Genomic DNA, 22240 nt, shown 5'->3' on the forward strand with positions numbered 1-22240 from the left:
AGCCGGACACACCCGGCCCGGATACTCGTCCCGTGTCCGAAGCCACTGTCGACGTCGCCGACCTCCGCGTTCCCGGGGGCCAGTCCCTGCCCGACGACCGCACCGACGACCTCCAGCTCCGCGAGGACATCCGGCTGCTGGGCCGGGTGCTCGGCGAGGTGATCGCCGAGCAGGCGGGCCCGGAGGTGCTCGAGCTGGTCGAGTCCACCCGCGTCCAGGCGTTCGAGATCCGCCGCGACGAGCGGGACCGGTCCCAGCTCGCCGAGCGCCTCGCCGCCCTCGACCCGCGCAGCGCCAACCACGTCGTCCGGGCGTTCAGCCACTTCTCGTTGCTGGCCAACATCGCCGAGGACGTGCACCACGAGCGGCGCCGCAGGCACCACCGGCGCGAGGGCTCCCCGCCGCAGAAGGGGAGCCTGGCCGCCTCGCTGCAGCTGCTCGACGAGGCCGGCCTGGACGGCGCCACGGTGGCGCGGGAGCTGGCCGGCGCCCTCGTCGTCCCGGTGGTCACCGCGCACCCGACCGAGACCCGGCGGCGCACCATCTCCCAGGTGCAGCGGCAGGTCAGCGAGCTGATCCGGCAGCGCGGCCGGGAGCAGGGGGAGGCCGAGGACCCGGCGTGGTCGGCGCGGCTCTCCCGCGAGGTGCTCACCCTCTGGCAGACGGCGCTGCTGCGGCTGAGCCGGCTCCGGCTGGCCGACGAGATCGACGAGGCGCTGCGCTACTACGAGCTGTCGCTGTTCGACGTCGTCCCGGCGATCAACACCGAGCTGCGCCGCGCCCTGCGGGAGCGGTGGCCGGACGCCGACCTGCTGCGCGAGCCGATGCTGCAGCCGGGTTCCTGGATCGGCGGGGACCGGGACGGCAACCCGTTCGTCACCGCCGACGCCGTCCGCCGGGCCACCACGCGGCAGGCGGCCACCGCGCTGGAGCACCACCTGGCCGAGCTGCTCGCGCTGGGCGCGGAGCTGTCGATGTCCGACCGGCTGGTCCGCCCCACGCCCGAGGTCTACGCGCTGGCCGACGCCGCCCGGGACGACTCCCCGTTCCGGGCCGACGAGCCCTACCGGCGGGCGCTGCGCGGGATGCACGCGCGCCTGGCGGCGACCGCCCGGCGGGTGCTCGGCTCGGTGCCGGGGCAGCAGCCGGAGATCGACCTGCCGCCCTACGGCCTGCCCGAGGAGCTGCTGGCCGACCTGGACACCCTGGACACCTCGCTGCGCAGCCACGGCGCGGGCGCGCTGGCCGACGACCGGCTGGCCCGGCTGCGCGACGCGGTGGAGGTCTTCGGCTTCCACCTGTGCGGGCTGGACATGCGGCAGAACTCGTCGGTGCACGAGGAGGTGCTCGCCGAGCTGCTGGCCTGGGCGGGCGTCTGCGAGGACTACACCGCCCTGGACGAGCAGCAGCGGGTCGAGCTGCTCACCGGGGAGCTGCGGATGCGCCGGCCGCTGGTGCGCCGGGACGCCGAGCTGTCCGAGCTGGCGCGCGGCGAGCTGGACCTGCTGGTCGCGGCGGCCGAGCAGGTCGCGCTGCTGGGCCCCCGCACCATCCCGAACTACGTGATCAGCATGTGCGAGTCGGTCAGCGACGTGCTGGAGGTCGCCGTCCTGCTCAAGGAGGTCGGCCTGCTCGACCCCGACGGTGCCGACGGCCCGCGCTGCTCGGTGGGCATCTCGCCGCTGTTCGAGACGATCGACGACCTGCAGGCCGCCGGCGCGACCCTGAGCGCGATGCTCGACCAGCCGCTGTACCGCGCGCTGGTCGCCAACCGCGGCGACCAGCAGGAGGTCATGCTCGGCTACTCCGACAGCAACAAGGACGGCGGCTACCTGGCCGCCAACTGGGCGCTGTACCGGGCGGAGCTGGCCCTGGTGGAGGTGGCCCGGGCGAATGGGATCCGGCTGCGGCTGTTCCACGGCCGCGGCGGCACCGTGGGCCGCGGCGGTGGCCCCAGCTACGAGGCGATCAAGGCGCAGCCGCCCGGCTCGGTCGCCGGTCAGCTGCGGATCACCGAGCAGGGCGAGGTGATCGCCGCCAAGTACTCCACCCCCGACCTGGCCCGCCGGAACCTGGAGGCGCTGGTCGCGGCGACGCTGGAGTCGACGCTGCTGGACACCGAGGGCCTGGACGACGACGCCGAGGAGACCTACGCGCTCCTGGACGACCTCGCGGAGCGGGCACGCCGGGCCTACAGCGCGCTGGTGCACGAGACGCCGGGCTTCGTCGAGTGGTTCCGCGCCGCCACCCCGATCCGGGAGCTGGCGGAGCTGAACATCGGCAGCCGCCCGCCGTCCCGCAAGGCCGGCGACAAGATCACCGACCTGCGGGCCATCCCGTGGGTGTTCAGCTGGTCGCAGACCCGGATCATGCTGCCCGGCTGGTACGGCACCGGCTCGGCGCTGGAGTCCTGGGTGGACGGTGACGGTCCGGACGGGCGCGAGGCGCGCCTGGCCCGGCTGCAGGACCTGCACCGGCGCTGGCCGTTCTTCCGCACCGTGCTGTCCAACATGGGGATGGTGCTGGCCAAGACCGACCTGGAGCTCGCCGCCCGGTACGCCGCGCTGGTGCCCGAGGCGGAGCTGCGCGACCTGGTGTTCGGGCAGATCACCGCCGAGCACGAGCGCACGGTGCGGATGCTGCTGGCGATCACCGGCGACGACCGGCTGCTGGCCGACAACCCGGCGCTGGCCCGGTCGATCCGCAACCGCTTCCCCTACCTGGAGCCGCTGCACCACCTGCAGGTAGAGATGCTGCGCCGCCGCCGGGCCGGGGACGACGACGAGCTGGTGCGCCGCTGCATCCAGCTGGCGATCAACGGCGTCGCCACCGCGCTGCGCAACTCCGGCTGACGGCCCGGAGGATTCGCTTTCGGCGCTGAAAGTGGGGCGTACCGCCTCGCTTTCGGCGCCGAAAGCGAGGCGGCCCGTCAGCCGCGGGCTGCCTCGATCGCCTCGGCGAGGCGGCGGACGCCCTCGTCGACGTCGCCGGGCTGCACCGCGGAGAAGGCCAGCCGGAAGGCGTTCTCCCCGCCCTCGAGCAGGAAGTCGGTGCCCGGCACGATCGCCACCCCGCGCGCCGCGGCCTCGGCCGAGATCCGGGCGACGTCGTGGCCCTCGCCGGCCGGCAGCGACACCCACAGGAAGTAGCCGCCGTCGGGACGCCGGAAGGTGGCCTGCGGCAGGTGGGTGCGCAGCGCCTGGTCCAGCAGCCCGACCCGCTCGGCCAGCGCGCTCTTCACGGTCTCCAGCGCGCCCTCGTAGCGCGGCCCGGTGACGAACTGGAACACCGTGCCCTGGGCGACCATGTTCGGCGCGATGTAGGTGTTGGTGGCCCGCACCCGGATCCGGTCGATCAGCGCCGGCGGCCCGACCAGGTAGCCCACCCGGATGCCTGGGCAGACGGTCTTGGAGAACGAGCAGGCGTAGACCACGTGGGTGCTGTCGGCGCCGCCGTCGAGCTCCAGCATCCGCGGCAGCGGCTCGCCGCTGAACCGGATGTCGACGTACGGGTCGTCCTCGAACACGAGGAAGTCGTGCTCGTGCGCCAGCTCGAGCAGCCGGCGCCGCTTCGCCAGCGACAGCGTGTAGCCGGCCGGGTTCTGGAAGTTCGGGATGACGTGCGCGAACGCCGGCCGGACACCGCTGCGCAGCAGCTCCTCGATCTCGTCGACGGCGACGCCGTCCTCCTCCAGCGTGACCAGGTGCAGGTCGCCGCCCCGGTTCTTCAGCCCCAGCAGGGTGCGGTCGTAGGTGGGCCGCTCGGTGACCACCGCCGCGCCCGGGGTGACCAGCTCGTCGAAGAGGAACGCGTCGGCCTGCATCGACCCGTTGGTGACCAGCACGTGGCTCTCGGGCACGCCGTGCTTCTCGGCGATCCACCGGCGCAGCGGCACGTAGCCGATCGCCGTCCCGTAGCCGGTCATCCCGGCCGGGTCGGCGTCGAACGCGGCGACGGCGGCCTGCTTGAGGCCCTCGACGTCGACGATGTCGGTCGACGGCGCGCCACGCGCGAAGGAGATGGTGGCCGCGGCCGGCTTGGTCGCCGGGTCGGTCTCGGGCGTCTGGTCGGTGGTGGGACCGGTCACGCCACCGAGTCTGCCGTACCGCGGCTCACTGCTGCCCGGTGGCCGGGGGCCGGTAACGGGCGGTGGCCAGCCAGATCGCCCAGCCGACGGCCCCCGCCAGGAAGGCGACCAGCAGCACGACGGCCCAGCCGGACAGCCCGGTGCCCGCCGCGGCGGCCTGCCCGACGAGCAGGAGCATCGCCGTCAGGAAGAGCATCGTGGCCGCGCCGAACGCGTACAGGTCCGTGCTCAGCCGGTGGCGCAGCTCCGGTTCGTGCTCGGGCGTCTTCCAGTACCGGGCGTGCGGCACGTTGACCAGCTCCAGCGGCAGCCGGCGGGACCACCGGGCGAAGCCGCCGAGGACGCCGGCCAGCAGCACCCCGACCACTCCGGCGACGACGAGGAGCTCACCACGGGACCCCGTGCGGTCCACCTCCCCGCCCGCACCGAAGTGCAGCGGCACGGTGTCCGGCAGGGTCAGCGCCAGGACGGCGACGACGGCGGCGTACAGCAGGCACGAGACGGCGAAGGTGCGGGCGGCCACCCGGTCAGGGTGCCGCAGCGGCGGCCCGGACCGCGGCCAGCAGCGCCTCGCGCTCGTGCAGCGTCGTGCGGTCCCGCCCGCGGGTGGCGCCCAGCGCGACCTCGGCGGCGTCGATCGCCCGCCAGTCCGGCAGCAGCACCGGCTGCACGCCCCGGGCCTGCAGGGTGGACACCAGGTCGTCCGGGTCGCCGCCGGTGCCCAGCCGCCCGGCCGCGGCGTCGGCGAGCAGGCTCGCCACGGTCTCCCGGGCGTCGTGCTTGTTGGTGCCCACCACCCCGGTGGGGCCGCGCTTGATCCAGCCGGCCACGTACTCGCCGGCGCTGACCGCACCGTCGCGCAGCACCCGGCCCGCCTCGTGCGGCACCGTGCCGCCCTCCAGCGGCAGGCCGGGCAGCGGGTGGCCCCGGTAGCCCACCGAGCGGACCACCAGGTCGGCGGCGACGACGTCCAGCTCCCCGGTGCCGGTGGCCCGCCCGTCGGCGTCGACCGTCGTCCGCTCGACCTCGACCCCGGTGACCCGGTCGGTGCCCAGCAGCCGCACCGGGCGGGCGTGGAAGCGCAGCCGGACGACGGGGTTGCCGGGCTCCGCGGTGTGCCCGGAGTACTCGTGCAGCACCGCGAGGTTGCGGGCCACGTGCCGGTCGGCGGCGGCGAGCGCGTCGTCGCCGGGGTCGGTGAGGTCGGCCGGGTCGACGAGCACGGTGGCTTCGGCGAGGTGCCCGAGCTCGCGCAGCTCCTGGGTGGTGAAGGTGGCCTGCGCCGGGCCGCGGCGGCCCAGCACGGTCACGCGTTCGACGGGTGCGGCGGCGAGCGCGTCGAGGACGTGCTGCGGCATCTCGGTCGGGTCCAGCTCGGCGGGCGAGCGGACCAGCACCCGGGCGACGTCCAGCGCCACGTTGCCCACGCCGACCACCACGACGTCGCGGGCGCGGGCCACCGCCTGCTCCACCCGGGCCCGGTCGGCGTCCGGGTGCCCGCAGTACCAGGCGACGACGTCGGTGGCGGCGAGGCTGCCGGGCAGCTCCTCCCCGGGCACGCCCAGCCCCCGGTCGCCGGCCGCGCCGTAGGTGTAGACGACGGCGTCCACGTGCCGGCGCAGCTCGGCGACCGACAGGTCGGCGCCGATCTCCACGTTGCCGACGAAGCGCACCCGCTCGTGGTCGAGCGTGTGGTGCAGCGTCTCGCGCAGCGCCCGCATCTTCCGGTGGTCGGGGGCGATCCCGTGGCGGACCAGCCCGAACGGCGTGGGCAGCCGGTCGATCAGGTCGACGGCGACCGGGACGCCGTCCTGCGCGGCCAGCGCCTCGGCGGCGTAGATGCCCGCGGGGCCGGCGCCGACCACGGCCACCCGCAGCGGGCGCGGTCCGGTCCCGGTCGGCTCCGCCACGTCTGGCATCGTCGTCCTTCCGACGGCCGTGCGCCAGGTCACTCCTGCCGCCGTCCCCGACGACCTCAGGAGGTCTGCGTGTCGTTCGTCATCGTCGCCACCGTGATGCCCAAGCCCGAGAGCCGCGACGCGGTCCGGCAGGCCCTGCTGGCCGCCGTTCCGCAGGTGCACGCCGAGCCCGGTTGCGAGCTGTACTCGGTGCAGGAGGACGAGCAGGGCTTCGTCTTCGTCGAGCGCTGGGCCAGCGAGGAGGCGATGGCAGCGCACGGTCAGGGCGAGGCGCTGCGCACGATGATGGCGACCGTCTCCGAGCACCTGGCCGAGCCGCTGGCCGTGCGGGTGCTGCGCCCGCTGCCGGCCGGTGACCCGGACAAGGGCGCCGTCTAGCGGAAGGACCCCGTCCTCCTCGTCCCTCGCGAGCTCGGGACGAGCCTCTGGACGGGGCCGAGAGACCCCGGGCAGGGTGTCGGCATGACCGACGCCCCGCCCTGGGAACCGCCGCTGGCCGGTACCGAGGCCGAGCACCTGCTCGGCTCGCTGGACCGGCTGCGGACGACGTTCCGCTGGAAGGCCGACGGCCTCGACGCCGCCGGGCTGAGCAGCCGGATCGGCGCCTCGACGCTGACCCTCGGGGGGCTGCTCTCCCACCTCGCGGCGGTGGAGGAGCTGTACTCCACCCACCGGCTCAGCGGGGCGCCGATCGGCGGCGGCTGGGACCCGAGTCGCTGGGACACCGCCGCGGGCTGGGCGGAGACCTGCGCGGGGAAGGGCACGCCGGCGGAGCTCTACGCGCTCTGGGACGACGCCGTCGCCCGGTCCCGGGAGCGCACTGCGGCGGCGCTGGCCGACGGCGGGCTGGACCAGCTGGTGCACACCGGGTGGCCCGACGGCCGGCGGATCAGCCTGCGCCGGCTGCTGTGCGACCTGCTCGAGGAGTACGGCCGGCACACCGGCCACGCCGACCTGCTGCGCGAGGCGGTCGACGGCCGGGTGGGGGAGGACCCGCCCGACGACTGGCGCCCGGTCGGTGCTGGGTGATGGTGCCGGTCCGCGGTCGGCTCGGCGTCATCGGCCGGAGCTGACCCCTACACCGCCTGGCACGTGGGGCACCAGTAGAGGTTGCGGCCGACCATCTCCTGCGTGCGGATCTCGGTGTCGTCGATCCGGCAGGGCAGCCCGGTGCGCCGGTAGACGTAGTGGGCGTCGGCGAGCTCGGCCGGGCCCCGCTTGCGCTGCCGGTCGGCCCGCTCCGTGGTGACGATCCGCCCCTCGCGGACGCCGGCCCGCAGCAGCTTCACCAGGTCCGCCCACATCGCCGCCCAGGTGGCCTCGTCGACGTCCTTGCCGAGCCGAAACGGGTTCACCCGGTGCCGGAACAGGATCTCCGCGCGGTAGACGTTGCCGACGCCGGCGAGCACCTCCTGGTCCATCAGCAGCGCACCGATCGGCGTCTTCGACCGGCTGATCCGGGCGAACGCCTTCCCGGGGTCCGACCGGCGGCGCAGCGGGTCGGGGCCGAGCCGGCCGAGGATCGCGGTGACCTCCGGCTCGGTGATCACCTCGCACACGGTGGCGCCGCGCAGGTCGGTCCACACCCCGGCGCCGTCCGGGCCGTCGCCCTCCCAGCGCATCCGCAGCGCCCCCTTGGCGGGCGGCGGCGTGCCGGTGCCGGTCGTGTACTTCCCGTACAGGCCCAGGTGCACATGCACGGTGTCCGGCCCGAACCGGGCGAACAGGTGCTTGCCGTAGGAGGTCACCTCGTCGAGCACCCGGCCGTCGAGCAGCTCGGCGCCGGCGGTGAACCGGCCCTGCGGGCTGGTGACGTGCACCGGGCGGCCGGCGAACAGCTCGTCCTGCTCCTTCGCCAGCCGGAACAGGGTGTGGCCCTCAGGCACGGGCACCTCGCACGATCACGCCGTCCAGCTTTACCCGAGCCGCCGGTGTCTGCCACGGCGGGTGCCGGCGCCCGGCTGACGAGCCGCGGAGCGGCGGTGGGCAGGAACGGCGCGGCGTCACCCTGCCGGGTGCGGGTCGACCCGGCGAGGGGACGGTCGTTCAGCGGCGGGTGGCGCGGGTGTAGCGGTCCAGGGCGACCAGGCGTTCGTGGGCGTGGTCGACGATCGGCTCGAGGTAGCCGGCCGGGACGCCGCCGGGCGCCGTCCACGGCTCGTGCACGTGCTTGGCGTCCAGACCGCGCAGCTCGGGCACCCAGCGCTTCACGTACGTGCCGTCGGGGTCGAACTTCCTGCCCTGGGTGGTCGGGTTGAACACCCGGTAGTACGGCGAGGCGTCGGTGCCGGTGCCGGCGACCCACTGCCAGCCGTGCTGGTTGCTGGCGAGGTCGCCGTCGACCAGGTGCTGCATGAACCAGCGGGCGCCGAGGGTCCACTCCTGGTGCAGGTCCTTGACCAGGAAGGAGGCGACGATCATCCGCACCCGGTTGTGCACGTAGGCCTCGCCGAGCAGCTGCCGCATGCCGGCGTCGACGATCGGGAACCCGGTGCGCCCGGTCTGCCAGGCCCGCACCAGCGCCTCGGCGTCCGGACCGGAGTCGTAGCCCATCGCCTGCAGTTCGGGCTTGAGGTACTCCCGGGCCGACTCCGGCCGGTGCCAGAGGACGTCGGCGTAGAAGTCGCGCCAGGCGAGCTCGTTCGCGTAGCTCCGCGCCGACTCGGAGTCCTCGACGGCGGGACCGGTCAGGTCGGCCAGCAGGGTGCGTGGGTGGATGCAGCCGTACTTCAGGTACGCCGACAGCCGGCTGGTGCCGTTCGTGCCCGGGGTGTTGCGGCCCTCGGCGTAACCGGGCAGCCGTTCGTCGCGGAAGCGGTGCCAGGCCGCGGTCGCCGCCGCCTCCCCGGCCGGGGGCAGGGCGACCCCGTCGAGGTCCGGGGCCGGGGGTGGCTCGTCGGACCGGACGCCGCCGGTCCAGCGGACGCCGTCCGGGCGGGCGGCGGGGGAGTGCCAGCCGTGCTCCCGCCAGGCGCGGGCGAACGGGGAGAAGACCTGGAACGGCGTTCCGTCGCGCTTGACCACCCGGCCCGGGGAGACCGCGTACGGGGAGCCGGTGCGCACCAGCGGCGCCTCGCCCAGCGCCCGGTCGACGGCGGCGTCGCGGCGGCGGCCGTAGGGGCCGGCGTCGGCGGTGACGTGCACGCTCGACGCCCCGACCTCGGCGGCCAGCGCGGGCAGCACCCGCGCCGGGGCGCCCGACCGGAACACCAAGGCGCCACCGGTCTGCTCGCGCAGGTCGGTCAGGCAGTCGAGCAGGAACCGCCGGCGCGGTGCTCCCGACGGCCCCCACAGCCGGTCGTCGAAGACGAAGACGGGTGCGACGTCACCGCCCGGCCCGGCCGCGTCGAGCGCCGCGAGCAGCGCCGGGTGGTCGGTCAGCCGGAGGTCGCGGCGGAACCAGAGCAGCGCGGTGGGCACCCGGCCGAGCCTAGGGACGCCCCCGGCTCACCGCAGGTCACGGCGGGGGTGCGCTCAGTGGTCGGCGGTGGCCAAGCCGAACGTCGGCTTGTCGTCCTCGGCCACCAGGTCCAGCTCCTCGGGGTGCTCGACCAGGTACTTGCGGACGAACGAGCAGTAGGGGAGCACGGTCAGCCGGCGGTCGCGGGCGGCGACGAGGACGTCGTGCACCAGGCGGGTGCCCAGGCCGCGGCCGCCCATCGCCGGATCGATCTCGGTGTGCGGCAGGGTCATCGAGCCGCCGTCGACGTGGTAACTGGCCAGGCCGACGAGGCGCTCCCCGTCGCGGATCTCGAACCGCCCCTTCTCGGGGACGTCCACCACCGTGATGTCCATCTGCCCTCCACCTCCCGCGCCACCGGCGCCGTTGCCGGGGCTCGTTGCGTGCTGGGACAAGGTAACGGTCACAACACGTCGTCGCCTGCATCTCCTCCGACGAGTTGGACCCCCGCGGCGTTCCCTTCGGCGCCCGCCGGGCGTGGCGGGGCCGCGCCGCGCAGGGGTGGGGAGTGTCCGGCCCAGGCGCGCCCGGTGCCCCATCGGGCCACTCGGCGAGAATGGCGACGAGCGCATTCTTTGCGATCGCGTGAACATCCGCAAACACTTCGCAAACCGTGCGTCCCCTAGTTCTGGCACGAGTCGGTCGTGTCGCGGTCAGCCCATCGGTACTGGTCACGGGGGTGTCGCTCGGCCCTCAGGGGGCGTCCCGAGAGTCGGCTCGCCCGCCGGCGCAGTGTCGTCCGCCACATTGCCCGGGCGTCACGGGCCGATAACAGAATGGCTCGATCGGGCCATTCGTGCATTTTCCGGCCAGCTCCACTGTTAACGTCGTCCACCGAGATGGCGGGTCCTCCCGCCCCCGGCTCGTCGGCCGGCGTCGCGTGAGGCGGGTGGAAGCGCTCGCGGCGCCCCCCGATGCGCCGGAGCCGCGTCGCCAGGCGCTGCTCGCCCGACGAGGGCGGCGCGTCCGGCGGGATGATGAGGCGTTCGACATCGCTCCCGGAGCGGTGCGCCCAGCTGCGTCCCGCCCGGCGGCCGGGTTCGTCCGACGACGAGAGGTGATCGTGCCCGCGATACATGCCGAGGGGTTGTTCAAGGTCTTCGGTCGGCGTCCCGCAGAAGCGGTGCGCCGGCTCCAGGAGGGCGCCTCCGTCGCCGAGGTCAGGGAGCGGGGCGCGACGCCGGCCGTCATCGACGCAGGCTTCACCGTCGAGCCCGGCGAGATCTTCGTCGTCATGGGGCTTTCGGGTTCGGGCAAGTCGACGCTGCTGCGGATGCTCAACGGCCTGCTGCAGACCACCGCCGGCTCCGTGCGCATCGGGGACGCCGAGCTGACCTCGCTGGACGCCAAGGCGCTGCGCCGGCTCCGGCAGGAGCGGATGAGCATGGTCTTCCAGCACTTCGCGCTCTTCCCGCACCGCTCCGTGCTGGACAACGCCGCCTACGCCCTGGAGGTGCGTGGGGTCGACCGCGCCACCCGCCGGACCAAGGCGCGGGAGGCCCTCGCCCTCGTCGGGCTCGAGCAGTGGGCCGACCAGAAGCCGGGTCAGCTCTCCGGTGGCATGAAGCAGCGGGTCGGGTTGGCCCGCGCACTCGCCGCCGAGACCGACCTGCTGCTCATGGACGAGGCGTTCAGCGCGCTGGACCCGCTGATCCGCCGGGAGATGCAGGACCAGCTGCTGGAGCTGCAGGCATCCCTGGGCAAGACCATCGTCTTCATCACCCACGACCTCAACGAGGCCATGCGCCTGGGTGACCGGATCGCCGTCATGCGCGACGGCCGGATCGTGCAGATCGGTACTCCGGAGCAGATCCTCGAGTCCCCGGCCGACGACTACGTCCGGTCGTTCCTGGCCGACGTCGACCGCGGTCGCGTGTTCACCGCCCGGCACGTCATGGCCGAGCCGCCGACGCCGGTCGACCTGGCGTCCGCACCGGAGCCGGTGCTCGCGCTCATGCGGGAGCGGCGTACCGGCACGGTCCTCGTGGACGACGGTGACGGCCGGGTCGCGGGCGTGGCGACCGAGGCCGCCGTGCGGGCCGCCGTCGCAGCGGGGGACGCCTCCCTGGCCCGGGTGGCGCTGCTGCCCCCGGTGGAGGTGCCGGCGACGACCCTGCTGGCGGACCTGCTCGCCCCGGCCGCGCAGGACGAGGTGCCGGTGACGGTCGTCGACGACGACCGTCGCCTGCTCGGGGTGATCCCCCGCAGCGCCGTCCTCGCGGCGCTGGGTGGCGTGTCCCGCCCCGCGCCTGCTGCCGACCCGGAGCCGGACTCCCTGCACCGGGCCGGCGCGACCGCCCTGACCACGAAGGAGGCCGTTCGTGGCTGAGACCGCGATCCGGGCCGCCGAAGACGGCGCCCTGCCGCAGATCCCGGTGGGCGACTGGATCGACACCGGCTTCGACTGGGTGACCGACAACTTCTCCCCGGTCTTCGACGTGATCAGCGACGTGACCCAGGCCGGCGTGGAGGCCCTGCGCGATGCGCTGCTGTTCCCCCCGCCGATCCTGCTGGCCGTGCTGCTGGCCGTGCTCGGTGGCGTGGTGCGGTCGGTGCGCTTCGCCGTCGTCTCCCTGCTGGGCCTGCTGCTGCTGATCAGCATGCGGATGTGGGAGCCGGCCATGGCCACCCTGGCCCTGGTCCTGGTGGCCGCGATCGTCGCGCTGGTGATCGCCATCCCGGCCGGGATCGTCGCGGCCAAGAGCGATCGGGTCAGTGCCGCCATCCGGCCGGTGCTCGACTTCATGCAGACGATGCCTGCCTTCGTCTACCTCGTGCCCGCGGTGACGTTCTTCGGGATCGGCGTCGTCCCGGGCGTCATCACCACCATCATCTTTGCCATGCCGCCCGGCGTCCGGCTCACCGAGCTGGGGATCCGGCAGGTCGACCAGGAGCTGGTGGAGGCCGGGCACGCGTTCGGCAGCCCGCCGGGGAAGATCCTGCGCGGGATCCAGCTCCCGCTCGCCCTGCCGACGATCATGGCCGGGGTCAACCAGGTGATCATGCTGGCGCTGTCCATGGCGGTCATCGCCGGGCTGATCGGCGCGGCGGGGCTGGGTGGCGTCGTCGTCACCAGCATCTCCCGGCTCGACGTCGGGCTGGGCTTCGAAGGCGGCCTCTCGGTGGTCGTCCTCGCCATCTACCTGGACCGGTTGACCAGCGCGTTCGGCCAGCGGCGGGGGCGGTTGTCCGGCTTCCCGTCCTTCCTCAGCCGCGGCGGCACCGTCGCCAAGGGCGGCCTGGCCGCCAGCGGCCGATCCGCCAGTGCGGTCCTGCCCGCCGAGAGCGACCAGACCACCCGGACCGAACCTGCCCGGTAGCCGATCGGGACGGCCCGACCGGGTCGTCCGTCGGCACACCGGAGCACCAACGGTGCGCGGGGCAGTCGACCGCCACCAGAAGTAGGGAGAGGAACCACAGAAGAATGAACAAGAACCTGACCACCCGGGGCGCCCGCCTCGCCGCCGGCCTCGCCGCCGTCGCGCTCACCGCCACCGCCTGCGGCGGCGACAGCGACGAGGACACCACTGCCAGCGGCGGGACGTCGTCCGGCAGTGACTGCGAGAGCGTCAACCTGGGCTTCATCCCGTCCTGGACCGACGGCCTGAGCATGGCCTGGCTGTGGGACGGCATCCTCGGCGAGCAGGGCATCGAGGTCGAGATGACCGAGATCTCCGAGGCGGCCCCGCTGTACGCCGGCCTGGCCGGCGGCGACGTCGACGTCTACCCCTCCGCCTGGTCCGAGGTCACCCACGCGGCCTACATGGAGGAGTACGGCGACCAGGTCGAGGACCTCGGCGCCTGGTACGAGGGCGCGGTGCTGACCTTCGCCGTCCCGGAGTACACCGACATCGACTCCATCGCCGACCTGGCCGGCAACGCCGAGATGTTCGACGGCCGGATCGTCGGGATCGAGCCCGGCGCGGGCCTGACGGCGACCACCAAGGACAGCGTCATGCCGACCTACGGGCTGGAGGAGGACTACACGCTGGTCGAGTCCTCCACCACCGCGATGCTCGCCGAGCTGCAGGCGGCGACCGACGCCAACGAGGACATCGTCGTCACCCTCTGGCGCCCGTTCTGGGCCAACAGCGAGTTCCCGATCAAGGACCTCGAGGACCCGGAGGGCGCGCTGGGTGAGGCCGAGGGGCTGCACACCCTGGCCCGCGAGGGCTTCTCCACCGACTGCGCCGACGTGGCGTCGATGATGGAGAACGCCACCCTCACCGACGAGCAGTACGGCTCGCTGGAGAACCTGGTCGTCAACGAGTACGGCGAGGGCCGGTACGACGAGGCCGTCCAGGCCTGGCTCGAGGAGAACCCGGACTTCGTGGACTCCCTGCAGAGCTGACCGTCCGCCGCGTTCGCCGCGGCAGCAGCGAGGGGCCCGACGGCGACGCCGTCGGGCCCCTCGCCCGTCCGGGCCCAGCTACTCGGTGGCCGCCGCCCGGCCGCATGCCAGGATGGACGCCGCCGCCCCCGTAGCTCAGGGGATAGAGCATCGGTTTCCTAAACCGTGTGTCGCAGGTTCGAATCCTGCCGGGGGCACCAGCAAGACCGCAGGTCGGCGGCCTGCGGTTCATCGAGCGAGGGCCAGCACCGTCCCTTCGGGGCACGAGGGGGGCACAACAGTCCGCTGACGGGCCTCGTCGAGGCGGTCGGCGACGGCGTCCAGGACGTCGTCGAAGAGGTGCGAGTAGCGGTCCAGAGTCATTGCCGCGCTGGCGTGCCCGAGCATCGACTGGACAGCCTTGACGTTCGCGCCGGAGGCGATGGCGAGGCTGGCGGCCGTGTGCCGGAGCTCGTGGGGCACGAGTCCCGGGAGTCCGAGCCCGGTCGCCGCTCGATCGAAGTGGCGCCGCCGGAAGCCGTGCACCCGGAGAACTTCTCCGCGAGGGGACGTGAACAGCAGGTCGTCCGGCCCCTTGCCGGCCATGAGGGCACCGATGGAGTCCCGCAGGAATCCGGGCACTGCCACCCAGCGGTCGGCGTGCGTCTTGGGCGGACCGAAGATCGCCTGGCCGTTGACTTCGGACATGGCCTCGGCGATGTGCACCCGGCGGACGCCGGGAGCCACTCGGCCCACCCGTATCGCAGCCAGCTCGCCCCAGCGGATACCCGTGTAGGCCAGCATCAGCACCACGACGCCGTCGGAGCCGCACTCCTCGGCCAGGCGGGTGACCTGCTCGTGGCTGAGGTAGCGCTTGTGGACCTTCGGCAGCCGGGGGAGTTCGACGCCGGCCGCCGGGTTGGAGGGGAGGCGTCGGCCCTTGACCGCCTCGTCGAGCATCGACGTCAGCAGGTGGTACGCCTGCCGGGTGGTGGAGGGTGAGACCTGCGTGGACATGTCGGACACCCAGGCGGCGACGTCCTCGTACGTGATCCGGTCCAGGCGGACCTCCGCCCAGCGGGGGAGCACCCGGTTGTTCAGCAGGGACCGGTAGGACGCCACGGTCTTCGGCTTGAGGCGCGTGCGGCCTCCCATCCACTGCTCGGCGTATGCCCCGACGGTCACCCGAGAGCGGGACGGGTCCACGTAGGAGCCGGTGTGCAGGCTGCCCTCGATGAACGTCTTGTACCGCTCGGCATCGGACTTCTTCGTGAAGGTCTTCTTGCGCTGTCGGTTGTTCAGCTCCCGCCACCTGGTCTCCCAGGTCACCAGGTCAGGCTTGCCCTCGCGGGGCCGCACGCGCTTGTAGACGCTAGCCACGGGCTGGCCCCTTCCGCGTCTCCCGCTTGCCGGTCTCGACGGTGAGGTACCAGTCGATCGCCGCGAACAACCAGCGCCTGGTCAGGGTGTTCTTGCCCTCCTTCGGTGTCATGGCCTCGCGCACGGCGTGGACGACGGCCCGGACGTCGTCCTCGCGGGTGTAGAGGTAGGACGGCGCGAACATGTAGCCGCCGAAGGGGTCGTGCGGTCGCGCGGCGAAGTGCCAGTCGGCCTCGGCCTCGGCCTCACCCTCTTGGTCGCTGGCTCCCCGGCTCGGACTGGCCGAGTCGTCGACCCAGTAGTCCCCGCACATCCACTGCCACGCGCGGTGCCAGCCCACGCGCCGGTGGGGGGTGAGGGCCACGACCTGGTCCTCACCTTCAGCGGGCGGCTCAGGCATCAGGAGCTGGCTCGGCGTCACGTTCAGGACGACGGCCAGGGCGACGAGGTCGTCCACGTCGACCCGTCGATCGCCGAGTTCGAGCTTCGAGAGCTGCCCGAGCTTGAGGGGGTGGCCTTCCTCGGCGAGCAGCTCGGCGAGCTCGCGGAGGTCCAGACCCCGTTCGCGACGGAAGCGCCGGACCGTGGGACCGATGCGCTTGCTGATGGGCTCTGGGGTCGGTGTGACAAGTGTGTTCTCCATAACCATGAATCTCCGGTATGTCGTTGCGCGTCGCCGAGAACGTGTGCTGTTCTTGGTCTGCGCGAACGATAGCGCACTGATTCCCGGAAATGGAGAACGATGATCGACAACCTCATGACCGTCGACTCGGTGGCGACGTACCTCGGCGTCCCCGTGGCCACCGTCTACGCCTGGAACAGCCGCGGGCTGGGGCCGAAGCGCTACCGCCTCGGCAAGCACGTGCGGTACCGCCGTGCGGACGTGGACACGTGGGTGGATGCGCGGGCGGCGCCGACCTACGCCCTCCCGTGACGGCCACGACCCTGGACCACTCGTGGGGACCGTCCCTGCAGTCCCTCGGTGCCCGGACCGTCGGCGAGGTGCTGGTGGCGAACCGAGGCAGGTCCCGGTTCGTGGTCGAGGGCCTGATCCACGCCACCACTACCCTGGTCTACGGGCTGAGCGAGGCCGGGAAGAGCTGGCTCATGGTGGACCTGGTGGCCGCCGTGGTACGGGGCGAGAAGTGGCTCGGGCGTGCCGTCAACGCGGGCCCACGGCGTTGCCTGGTCCTGCCGTCCGACTCCGGAGGGCAGTGGGAGTACGCCGAGCGACTCGGGGACAGCTTCGCCGATGGGGTGCTGCTCCACGAGCCGCCTCCCGTCGACCCGGACGCGTGGTCGGCCCTCGCTCGGGCCGCCGTCGAGGCGCAGATCGGCCTGGCCGTGATCGACAACCTCTACTCGTGGGCAGGGGCCGTCGACATGAACTCCAACGCCGAGGTCTCTCGTCCGTTGGCATGTCTCGGCGCCCTGGCTCGCGAAGGGATCGCCGTCGTTCTGGTTCACCACACGAATGCGGGTGGTCGCAAGCCGGCCGGCGTCCACGCGATCCCGGCCTACTTCCGCCACTCGCTGGAGGTCAGGCGCGACGGGTTGCGCAGCCACGGCAACGACGCGGCTACGGCGTCCTACTGGCTGACCCGGGACGGTGGACGCGTCCAAGACGGGGGACGGCAAGTGGGATCGAGGACGGTCGAGGAGAAGCCGAATGCCGGCGGCGGCAAACGGGTTCTGCCACGGCACCAGGAAGCCGTCGCGGCGCTGCAGGAGGCAGGGCCGCCCTACTCCGAACGCGCCCTGGCTCGGCACCTCATGGCCTCCATGCCCAGCGTGAGCACGGAGGAGGCGGGCCGGAGCCTCGTCAAGGCGGTCCGCGCCAAGGGCCTTTGGGCACCCCCCCGAAGGGACAGAGAGGCCCTGACCGCCGGGTGAATCTGCGGGGCGACACCCCGTGGGTGGGTGGGTTGGTTCCCCCCTACAACCCCCCTCCCCACCCCGGTACCGATCACCCCGTGTGCCCGCCCCTGTGGGCGGGGCACCCGACACCCGGGACGGGCGCCAAAAAGCGCCCGGACCAGGTCGTTCATCGGTCAAGGCCTGCCGCGCAGAGGCGCGGCTCGTACGCACGCCGAACGGCCTCATGGCCGGAGGCGCCGAAAGGGCGCCACGCAGGGCGCCCGACGCCCTGGTCCGACCCGCAGCGAGGGAAGGCGCTCCGCGCCACGCCCGAGACCGCGGAGGCCTAGGGCCGCCTCGACCGCCCCCGAAGACCCCACCGCTAGCACCCGCTGGCGGCAACAACCCCTGCCCTCAGCAGGGCCCACAGAGAGCCGCACATGATCGACAAGAACCTGAAGTACTTCGCCTACGACGAGCTCGACGGCGGCCAGCTCAAGCCGCACCAGGCCGAGGGGATCGCCGTCATGGCGACGACGTCGAAGACGGTGTGCGCGGACCCTGTCGGGGCCGGCAAGACCGTGCAGGCCGCCGGTCTGATCGCCCACCTCGCAGAGCGCGGAGGCGTGAGCGAGCACCGGCCCGTCCTCTGGCTCACTGAGGGCACCACCCTCGCCGAGCAGACGGCCCGGGAGCTGAGGCGCTTCCTCCCCGCTCTGACCATCCGAAACCTGGCCGGCCTGCGTGCCATGGACGCATCCGAGGAGCGGCGACAGAGGGCCGTGGCAGAACTCGCCCACGTCAAGGTCATGACGTTCGCCCAGTGGGCTGTCCGCGGGCACCTCTGGCACGGACCCATGTCGGTCGTGATCCTCGACGAGGTGTCGGCCCTCAAGGGCGGTGGAGCGCGCTACACCGCCGCCCGGAGCGCGACGGCGGAGGCTGGACGAGTTCATGCCTTCACCGCGACCCTCTACGAGAACGACCCGATGGAGGTGTGGCACGTCTACTCCCTCCTGCACCTGACCCAGCTGCCCAGCAAGCGCGACTTCGGCATCGATTTCGTCGAGTGGCGGGTCTACGAGACCAACGACCAGCCGTGGGGCTGGATCAGCGCGGCAGCTGCAGCTCGGTTCCGGGACCTGACCTCCGCCCACTACTTCCGTCGAGAGGACTGCCTCGCCACGCTGCGACGACCCGAATACGTCCGGCGCGACGTGCTCTGGGTGCCGCTCTCACGTGAGCAGGCCCAGAGCATGAGGAGGATCGACCGCGAGTCGTGGGGCCTGGAGCGCCTGCAGCGGCAGGAGCAGGTCATCACGGGCAAGTGGGTGCCAAGCACGAGGGCGCGCCGTGCCGCGCAGCTGGTGGACGAACTGGTCAGCAGTGATCGCACGGCGAAGGCCTTGCTGATCGCCGAGAGCATGCTCGAACTGGACGCGGTTGCCGCCGAGCTGAGGACGCGCGGGATCGGCTACGTCGAGCTCCGAGGTGCCACCCGGAAGCAGGACCGTTCCAGCCTGGTCGAGGACTTCCGGGCTGACCCGGACGTGTCGGTCCTGCTCGGGTCCAAGGTGGTCGAGCGAGGGCTCAACCTGCAGTTCTGCCGCTACCTCATCTCCGTCGGGTTGCCGGACAACCCGGCGAGGCTCGATCAGGCGGTCGGAAGGGTCACCCGTCACGGCTCCCCGTACCCCCGGGTGGATCACTGGGTGGTCCTCAACGACCACGAATTCGACCGAAAGGCCGTCGACCGCCTGGCACGAAAGGACGAGCAGGCCGGGCTCTTGCGCAGCCAGGTGCTCTGAGACGTCACGAGGCGCCCGTTCCACACCCCACTTCAGGGGTGTGGAACGGGTGTCTTGCATTCCTCCGTCACGGTCGTTCTTACGCTTGCTCTAGGATTCGAGAGTGGACCTAAGGGAGGCACTCTCAGGCGTTGCCGGGTACAGCCATTCGGCAGGCAAGCTGCAGCCGGCCCAGCAGCACCTCAACGCCGTCCGCTCGTCTCCGCCCGCCGAGACGCCTCTTGGTCTCCGTATCCGTGTGAGCGGTAGCGCCTTCAGTCTTCCTCTTGTGCCGTGGATCGCTCTTCTTGACCCCGACGTCACCACCACGGCGACCGACGGGCTCTACCTGGTCTACCTGTACCGAGCGGATATATCGACTGTCTTCCTCTCCATGAACCAAGGAGCTACGCAGCATCGGAGGGTGGCCGAACAGGCTGGCGCGAAAGGTGTTGCGGCGGACAACGCGGCACTTGTCCAGATTGCTAACGAGACCGAAAAGATCCGCGCTGCACTCGATCCGGCCTTCCTGTCGGGCAGGCTAACCACCATCGACCTCGCGGCGCCCGGCTACCTGCCCCGGGCGTACGAGGTTGGCAACATTGTGGCCGCGGCGTATCCGTTGGACGATCTACCTGAGAACGAGACACTCGCAACCGATCTGCAACAGTTTGCCATGATCTACACCGAGGCCGTGTCCATCAAGAAGGACCTGGCTAGCAAGGGGCAGATCGCCACGTCGAGCGTTTCGGAGAAGAAGAGCGACTCGAAACCGGCTACCGCTCCGATATTCGCTCCGAAGGACAGTGCTGAATACTTCGCGAAGGTGGGCGCAGCGCACCAGAAAAAGACCCGCAAGCATGAATCCCTAATTAAGGCGTTTGGGGAAGACGTCCTAGCCGCTGGGGGGGTACCAGCTACTAACGTGCACCCGCGGGACCTCACGGTGGACAGCGGCGGAGCGCATTGGCTCGTAGAAGCGAAAACGGTGGGGCCTAACGCGGAGGTTGCCGTTCGAGAGGCGATCGGGCAGCTCTACAGCTATCGCCACTTCTTTTACCGTGAATTGGGTGAACCTGACCCTCTACTGTTGGCCCTGTTCAGCGACCCCATAGGCGAGGCGCTCGCCCACCTCCTGCAGTCACTGGATATCGACTACGTCGTCCGCGACCAGTCCTCTTGGGCGGGCACTGAGGCGGCATTGGCGCTGATTGACGCCGCGGGCTGACGGAGCGAGAGACATAATCGACTGCGCATCGTTCACAATGCCCACTAAACTGGGCCGATGTCGTGGACGCTTCACCTGCAGCCCATTCGGAATCCGTGGGCTGATGCGGCCCTACTCGTCGGGGGTCGCGCCCTCTATGTGGCCCAGGCTTTCGAAGATAAGTGCCGATCGCTCCTTCGCTTCGGCCATCTTGTAGACGCCCTTCAGGCGGACCCCGTAGCGAAATTGGAAGAACTTATCGGCTCGGTGCCCCGGGATCGTTTACTCAAGCCGACACTTGTCGAGCTTGCCCGACTCTTCCCTGAGGTGGGTGAGCATGAGGCGGTGCTAACTAGGGCTCGCGAAGCGCGCAACTACATCGCCCATGAGGGGCTGCGCTTCTCAATCCATGACGAACGAGCGGCCGGATTGAAGGCTCGGCTACCTGAACTACATCAGCACGTGGAGCACCTCGCAACGGGCGACAACCTCGTATCGGCGCTGTCGTTTCGCCTCCACGAACCGGATCAGCTCTTCCCTGACTGGCTCGTTGAAACGTATGAATCCATGATTGAAAGCTGGGTGTTTGAACCCCTTCAGGACTTCATTGGTGGAGGTGAGCCGGCCGACTAGGCGATCAGCTCCTTAAAGCGCTTGTGAAGCAGTCCACCAATGGCGGTGCAGGTCCCCGTGGTCTTCATTTCATCCACTAGGCCCTCCAAATCAGCATCATCGAGGGCGAGTACGAACCCGCGGTCGTCAGCGGCAGTGTCGTGGCACGAGGCGAGAACCTTTTTCTTGTCCTCGTAGTGGCGGTACACCAGAAGGCCAACCTTCCCTCGCGAGGGCGAGAACCTTCCTGCGATCTGGTCGAACTCGGGATTAGCAATCGGGCGATCGTAGTTCTTGCACTCGGCTACAACGTTTGCGGCAGGGTAGTGCATAGCGACCCAGTAAAAGAACCCTCCTTCCGCGCCCGCATTCGTGAAGGAGATATCTATTCGCTTGCGGTCCTCATGAATCTTCTCCTGACGAATCGGGTTGACCAGGTCGGGGTAAAGTAGGGCGGCCAATAATGACTCCACCGCGCGCTCGTATTTCGTGGCATCCGTTGGCCCCGGCTTCAGCGTAAGAACCGCCTCCAAGAGTGCGCCATAGTCCGGAGTCGAGGTGGCGGTCGCATCCGCGACCTCCTTGTGGGAAGGGGGCGTAGGGGGGTTCTTTAGTTTATCCGACTTGTACTTGCCCAGCAGGTCGGGTTGCTGTTGGGTTCCATCGACGTTAATTCGCTTTTCTACACCCGGGTCACCCTGGTGCTTAGCGCGGTACTTTCTTTCTACGTCGGACTTGTTCACCTTCCTCTGCCCCGATTTGAGCAGGTAGACGAGCGGCGATTCGGCATTGTTCAACTCTTTGTACTTGAAGAGTTCGAGTACGTAGTGGCGGTAATACTCACTAGGATTGAAGAAAAGCGACCGCCGCACAATCGCCTTGGGGACAAGTATCAGCGGGCCATGCTGCGTGACAGGCAGCGTAAAGGCTTGCTGCCTCCATTGCCTTGTTGCCGCATCCCAGTAGGGCCCAACTGCAACGCCGGGCTGCATCGGTATCCCATGGTAAGTCGCGGTGTCTTGTGTGAATTCGATCAACTGACGGCGGATGATATTTGTGGTGACATCCGAGATTCGATCCTCCCGGACGCCCTCGATGAGTAGGGCAGTATCTTCTAGGTCCTTCACAAGCCCGGTTGCTACCGCCTTGCTGGTGGAGAGCTCCTCGAAGAATCGCTCGGAAAGCCCGTAGCCCACGCCGCTGCCCCTCGATGTGGATGAGAAGCCGAGGTGGGTTGCGTTGTCTTCACCCAGGTAGTCCATGAGCGCCATCGCGCCCTCGGAGTCCTTCGCGACCACCCGATCCAGGACTTGTTGAAAAAACGTTTGAACCGCTGCAGTGCAGGCGTCGCCCCATGGCGACTTGAGCTGCGCGATGGCTGCAGGGTCGATGAAGAGAGGCACGTCGCCGTCTACATCAACGTCGACGAACTCGAACGTCCCCTGACTCCCGTTGAGCTTGTAGAGCTGCGAAACACGCATGTCAGGCCCCCGTTCGCACCCTTGGGTGCCGTCGTCTTGAGGTGCGGAGCTTAGCGTCGCTCACTCCTCCTCGTCGTGTAACCGAGTAGATACGGCAGAAGTCAGCCGGCATCGGGTGTT

20 protein-coding genes and 1 tRNA gene are annotated in these 22240 nt (G+C 70.9%); 12 read left to right on the forward strand and 9 right to left on the reverse strand.

Translation table 11 applies throughout. The annotated features are described in order from the left end of the window. The first annotated feature begins 32 nt into the window (after window positions 1–32). Window positions 33–2852, forward strand: coding sequence for a phosphoenolpyruvate carboxylase (gene ppc, locus ACI79A_RS07230; RefSeq protein ID WP_457081470.1), 2820 nt, complete (start codon window positions 33–35; stop codon window positions 2850–2852). A 77-nt stretch (window positions 2853–2929) separates the two neighbouring features. On the opposite strand, the gene ACI79A_RS07235 is transcribed toward ppc, so the two are convergent. From ACI79A_RS07235 to ACI79A_RS07245, 3 genes are read right to left on the reverse strand one after another with little or no spacing between them, the layout of a single operon-like run. Then, the gene (locus ACI79A_RS07235; RefSeq protein WP_457081472.1) at window positions 2930–4087 is read right to left on the reverse strand and encodes an aminotransferase-like domain-containing protein; all 1158 of its coding nucleotides are present in this window, start codon (window positions 4085–4087) and stop codon (window positions 2930–2932) included. A gap of 25 nt (window positions 4088–4112) precedes the next feature. Beyond that, window positions 4113–4610: a DUF1648 domain-containing protein gene (locus ACI79A_RS07240; protein WP_457081474.1), complete on the reverse strand. Its 498-nt coding sequence runs from the start codon at window positions 4608–4610 to the stop codon at window positions 4113–4115. A gap of 4 nt (window positions 4611–4614) precedes the next feature. After that, complete coding sequence (locus ACI79A_RS07245) at window positions 4615–6006, reverse strand: FAD-dependent oxidoreductase (RefSeq protein ID WP_457081476.1); 1392 nt, start codon at window positions 6004–6006, stop codon at window positions 4615–4617. A 69-nt stretch (window positions 6007–6075) separates the two neighbouring features. Between ACI79A_RS07245 and ACI79A_RS07250 the strand changes: the two genes are divergently transcribed. Both ACI79A_RS07250 and ACI79A_RS07255 read left to right on the forward strand, forming a co-directional pair. Then, window positions 6076–6384, forward strand: a complete 309-nt coding sequence (locus ACI79A_RS07250) for a putative quinol monooxygenase (RefSeq protein ID WP_457081478.1) — start codon at window positions 6076–6078, stop codon at window positions 6382–6384. Between the two features lie 84 nt (window positions 6385–6468). After that, window positions 6469–7035, forward strand: a complete 567-nt coding sequence (locus tag ACI79A_RS07255; protein ID WP_457081480.1) for a mycothiol transferase — start codon at window positions 6469–6471, stop codon at window positions 7033–7035. Window positions 7036–7082: 47 nt separating this feature from the next. On the opposite strand, the gene ACI79A_RS07260 is transcribed toward ACI79A_RS07255, so the two are convergent. From ACI79A_RS07260 to ACI79A_RS07270, 3 genes are all read right to left on the reverse strand, one after another. Further along, on the reverse strand, window positions 7083–7892 hold the full coding sequence (locus ACI79A_RS07260) for an Fpg/Nei family DNA glycosylase (RefSeq protein ID WP_457081482.1): 810 nt from the start codon (window positions 7890–7892) through the stop codon (window positions 7083–7085). Between the two features lie 160 nt (window positions 7893–8052). Continuing rightward, on the reverse strand, window positions 8053–9426 hold the full coding sequence (locus ACI79A_RS07265; RefSeq protein WP_457081484.1) for a cryptochrome/photolyase family protein: 1374 nt from the start codon (window positions 9424–9426) through the stop codon (window positions 8053–8055). Between the two features lie 54 nt (window positions 9427–9480). Further along, a complete protein-coding gene (locus tag ACI79A_RS07270) occupies window positions 9481–9801 on the reverse strand; it encodes a GNAT family N-acetyltransferase (protein ID WP_457081486.1) in 321 nt (106 codons plus the stop codon). Between the two features lie 722 nt (window positions 9802–10523). Between ACI79A_RS07270 and ACI79A_RS07275 the strand changes: the two genes are divergently transcribed. The 4 genes from ACI79A_RS07275 to ACI79A_RS07290 all read left to right on the forward strand — a co-directional run bounded on the left by ACI79A_RS07275 (window position 10524) and on the right by ACI79A_RS07290 (window position 14017). After that, a complete protein-coding gene (locus ACI79A_RS07275) occupies window positions 10524–11795 on the forward strand; it encodes a quaternary amine ABC transporter ATP-binding protein (protein WP_457081488.1) in 1272 nt (423 codons plus the stop codon). Beyond that, window positions 11788–12786 carry an ABC transporter permease gene (locus ACI79A_RS07280; RefSeq protein WP_457081490.1) on the forward strand — a complete coding sequence of 333 codons (999 nt, stop codon included), beginning with the start codon at window positions 11788–11790 and terminating at the stop codon, window positions 12784–12786. Before ACI79A_RS07275 ends, ACI79A_RS07280 begins: the two co-directional genes overlap by 8 nt. A gap of 104 nt (window positions 12787–12890) precedes the next feature. Beyond that, window positions 12891–13817, forward strand: a complete 927-nt coding sequence (locus tag ACI79A_RS07285) for a glycine betaine ABC transporter substrate-binding protein (RefSeq protein WP_457081492.1) — start codon at window positions 12891–12893, stop codon at window positions 13815–13817. 124 nt (window positions 13818–13941) lie between these two features. Further along, a tRNA-Arg gene (locus ACI79A_RS07290) sits at window positions 13942–14017 on the forward strand. Window positions 14018–14045: 28 nt separating this feature from the next. On the opposite strand, the gene ACI79A_RS07295 is transcribed toward ACI79A_RS07290, so the two are convergent. Both ACI79A_RS07295 and ACI79A_RS07300 read right to left on the reverse strand, forming a co-directional pair. Then, the gene (locus ACI79A_RS07295; protein ID WP_457081494.1) at window positions 14046–15176 is read right to left on the reverse strand and encodes a tyrosine-type recombinase/integrase; all 1131 of its coding nucleotides are present in this window, start codon (window positions 15174–15176) and stop codon (window positions 14046–14048) included. Beyond that, window positions 15169–15819, reverse strand: coding sequence for a helix-turn-helix domain-containing protein (locus tag ACI79A_RS07300; protein WP_457081496.1), 651 nt, complete (start codon window positions 15817–15819; stop codon window positions 15169–15171). The genes ACI79A_RS07295 and ACI79A_RS07300 overlap by 8 nt, the downstream gene beginning before the upstream one ends. A 99-nt stretch (window positions 15820–15918) precedes the next feature. Between ACI79A_RS07300 and ACI79A_RS07305 the strand changes: the two genes are divergently transcribed. From ACI79A_RS07305 to ACI79A_RS07325, 5 genes are all read left to right on the forward strand, one after another. Then, window positions 15919–16110 carry a helix-turn-helix transcriptional regulator gene (locus ACI79A_RS07305; protein ID WP_457081498.1) on the forward strand — a complete coding sequence of 64 codons (192 nt, stop codon included), beginning with the start codon at window positions 15919–15921 and terminating at the stop codon, window positions 16108–16110. 101 nt (window positions 16111–16211) lie between these two features. Next, entirely contained in the window at window positions 16212–17069 is an 858-nt protein-coding gene (locus ACI79A_RS07310) for an AAA family ATPase (protein WP_457081501.1), read from the forward strand. Window positions 17070–17473: 404 nt separating this feature from the next. Further along, entirely contained in the window at window positions 17474–18841 is a 1368-nt protein-coding gene (locus ACI79A_RS07315; protein WP_457081503.1) for a helicase-related protein, read from the forward strand. 103 nt (window positions 18842–18944) lie between these two features. Further along, window positions 18945–20048, forward strand: coding sequence for an MrcB family domain-containing protein (locus ACI79A_RS07320; protein WP_457081505.1), 1104 nt, complete (start codon window positions 18945–18947; stop codon window positions 20046–20048). A 57-nt stretch (window positions 20049–20105) separates the two neighbouring features. Continuing rightward, a complete protein-coding gene (locus tag ACI79A_RS07325; protein ID WP_457081507.1) occupies window positions 20106–20660 on the forward strand; it encodes a hypothetical protein in 555 nt (184 codons plus the stop codon). Here the strand turns inward: ACI79A_RS07325 and ACI79A_RS07330 are convergent. Then, entirely contained in the window at window positions 20657–22120 is a 1464-nt protein-coding gene (locus ACI79A_RS07330) for a hypothetical protein (RefSeq protein ID WP_457081509.1), read from the reverse strand. The genes ACI79A_RS07325 and ACI79A_RS07330 overlap by 4 nt on opposite strands. Window positions 22121–22240 lie beyond the last annotated feature (120 nt).

This window comes from Modestobacter sp. SYSU DS0657 (genome assembly GCF_054050925.1).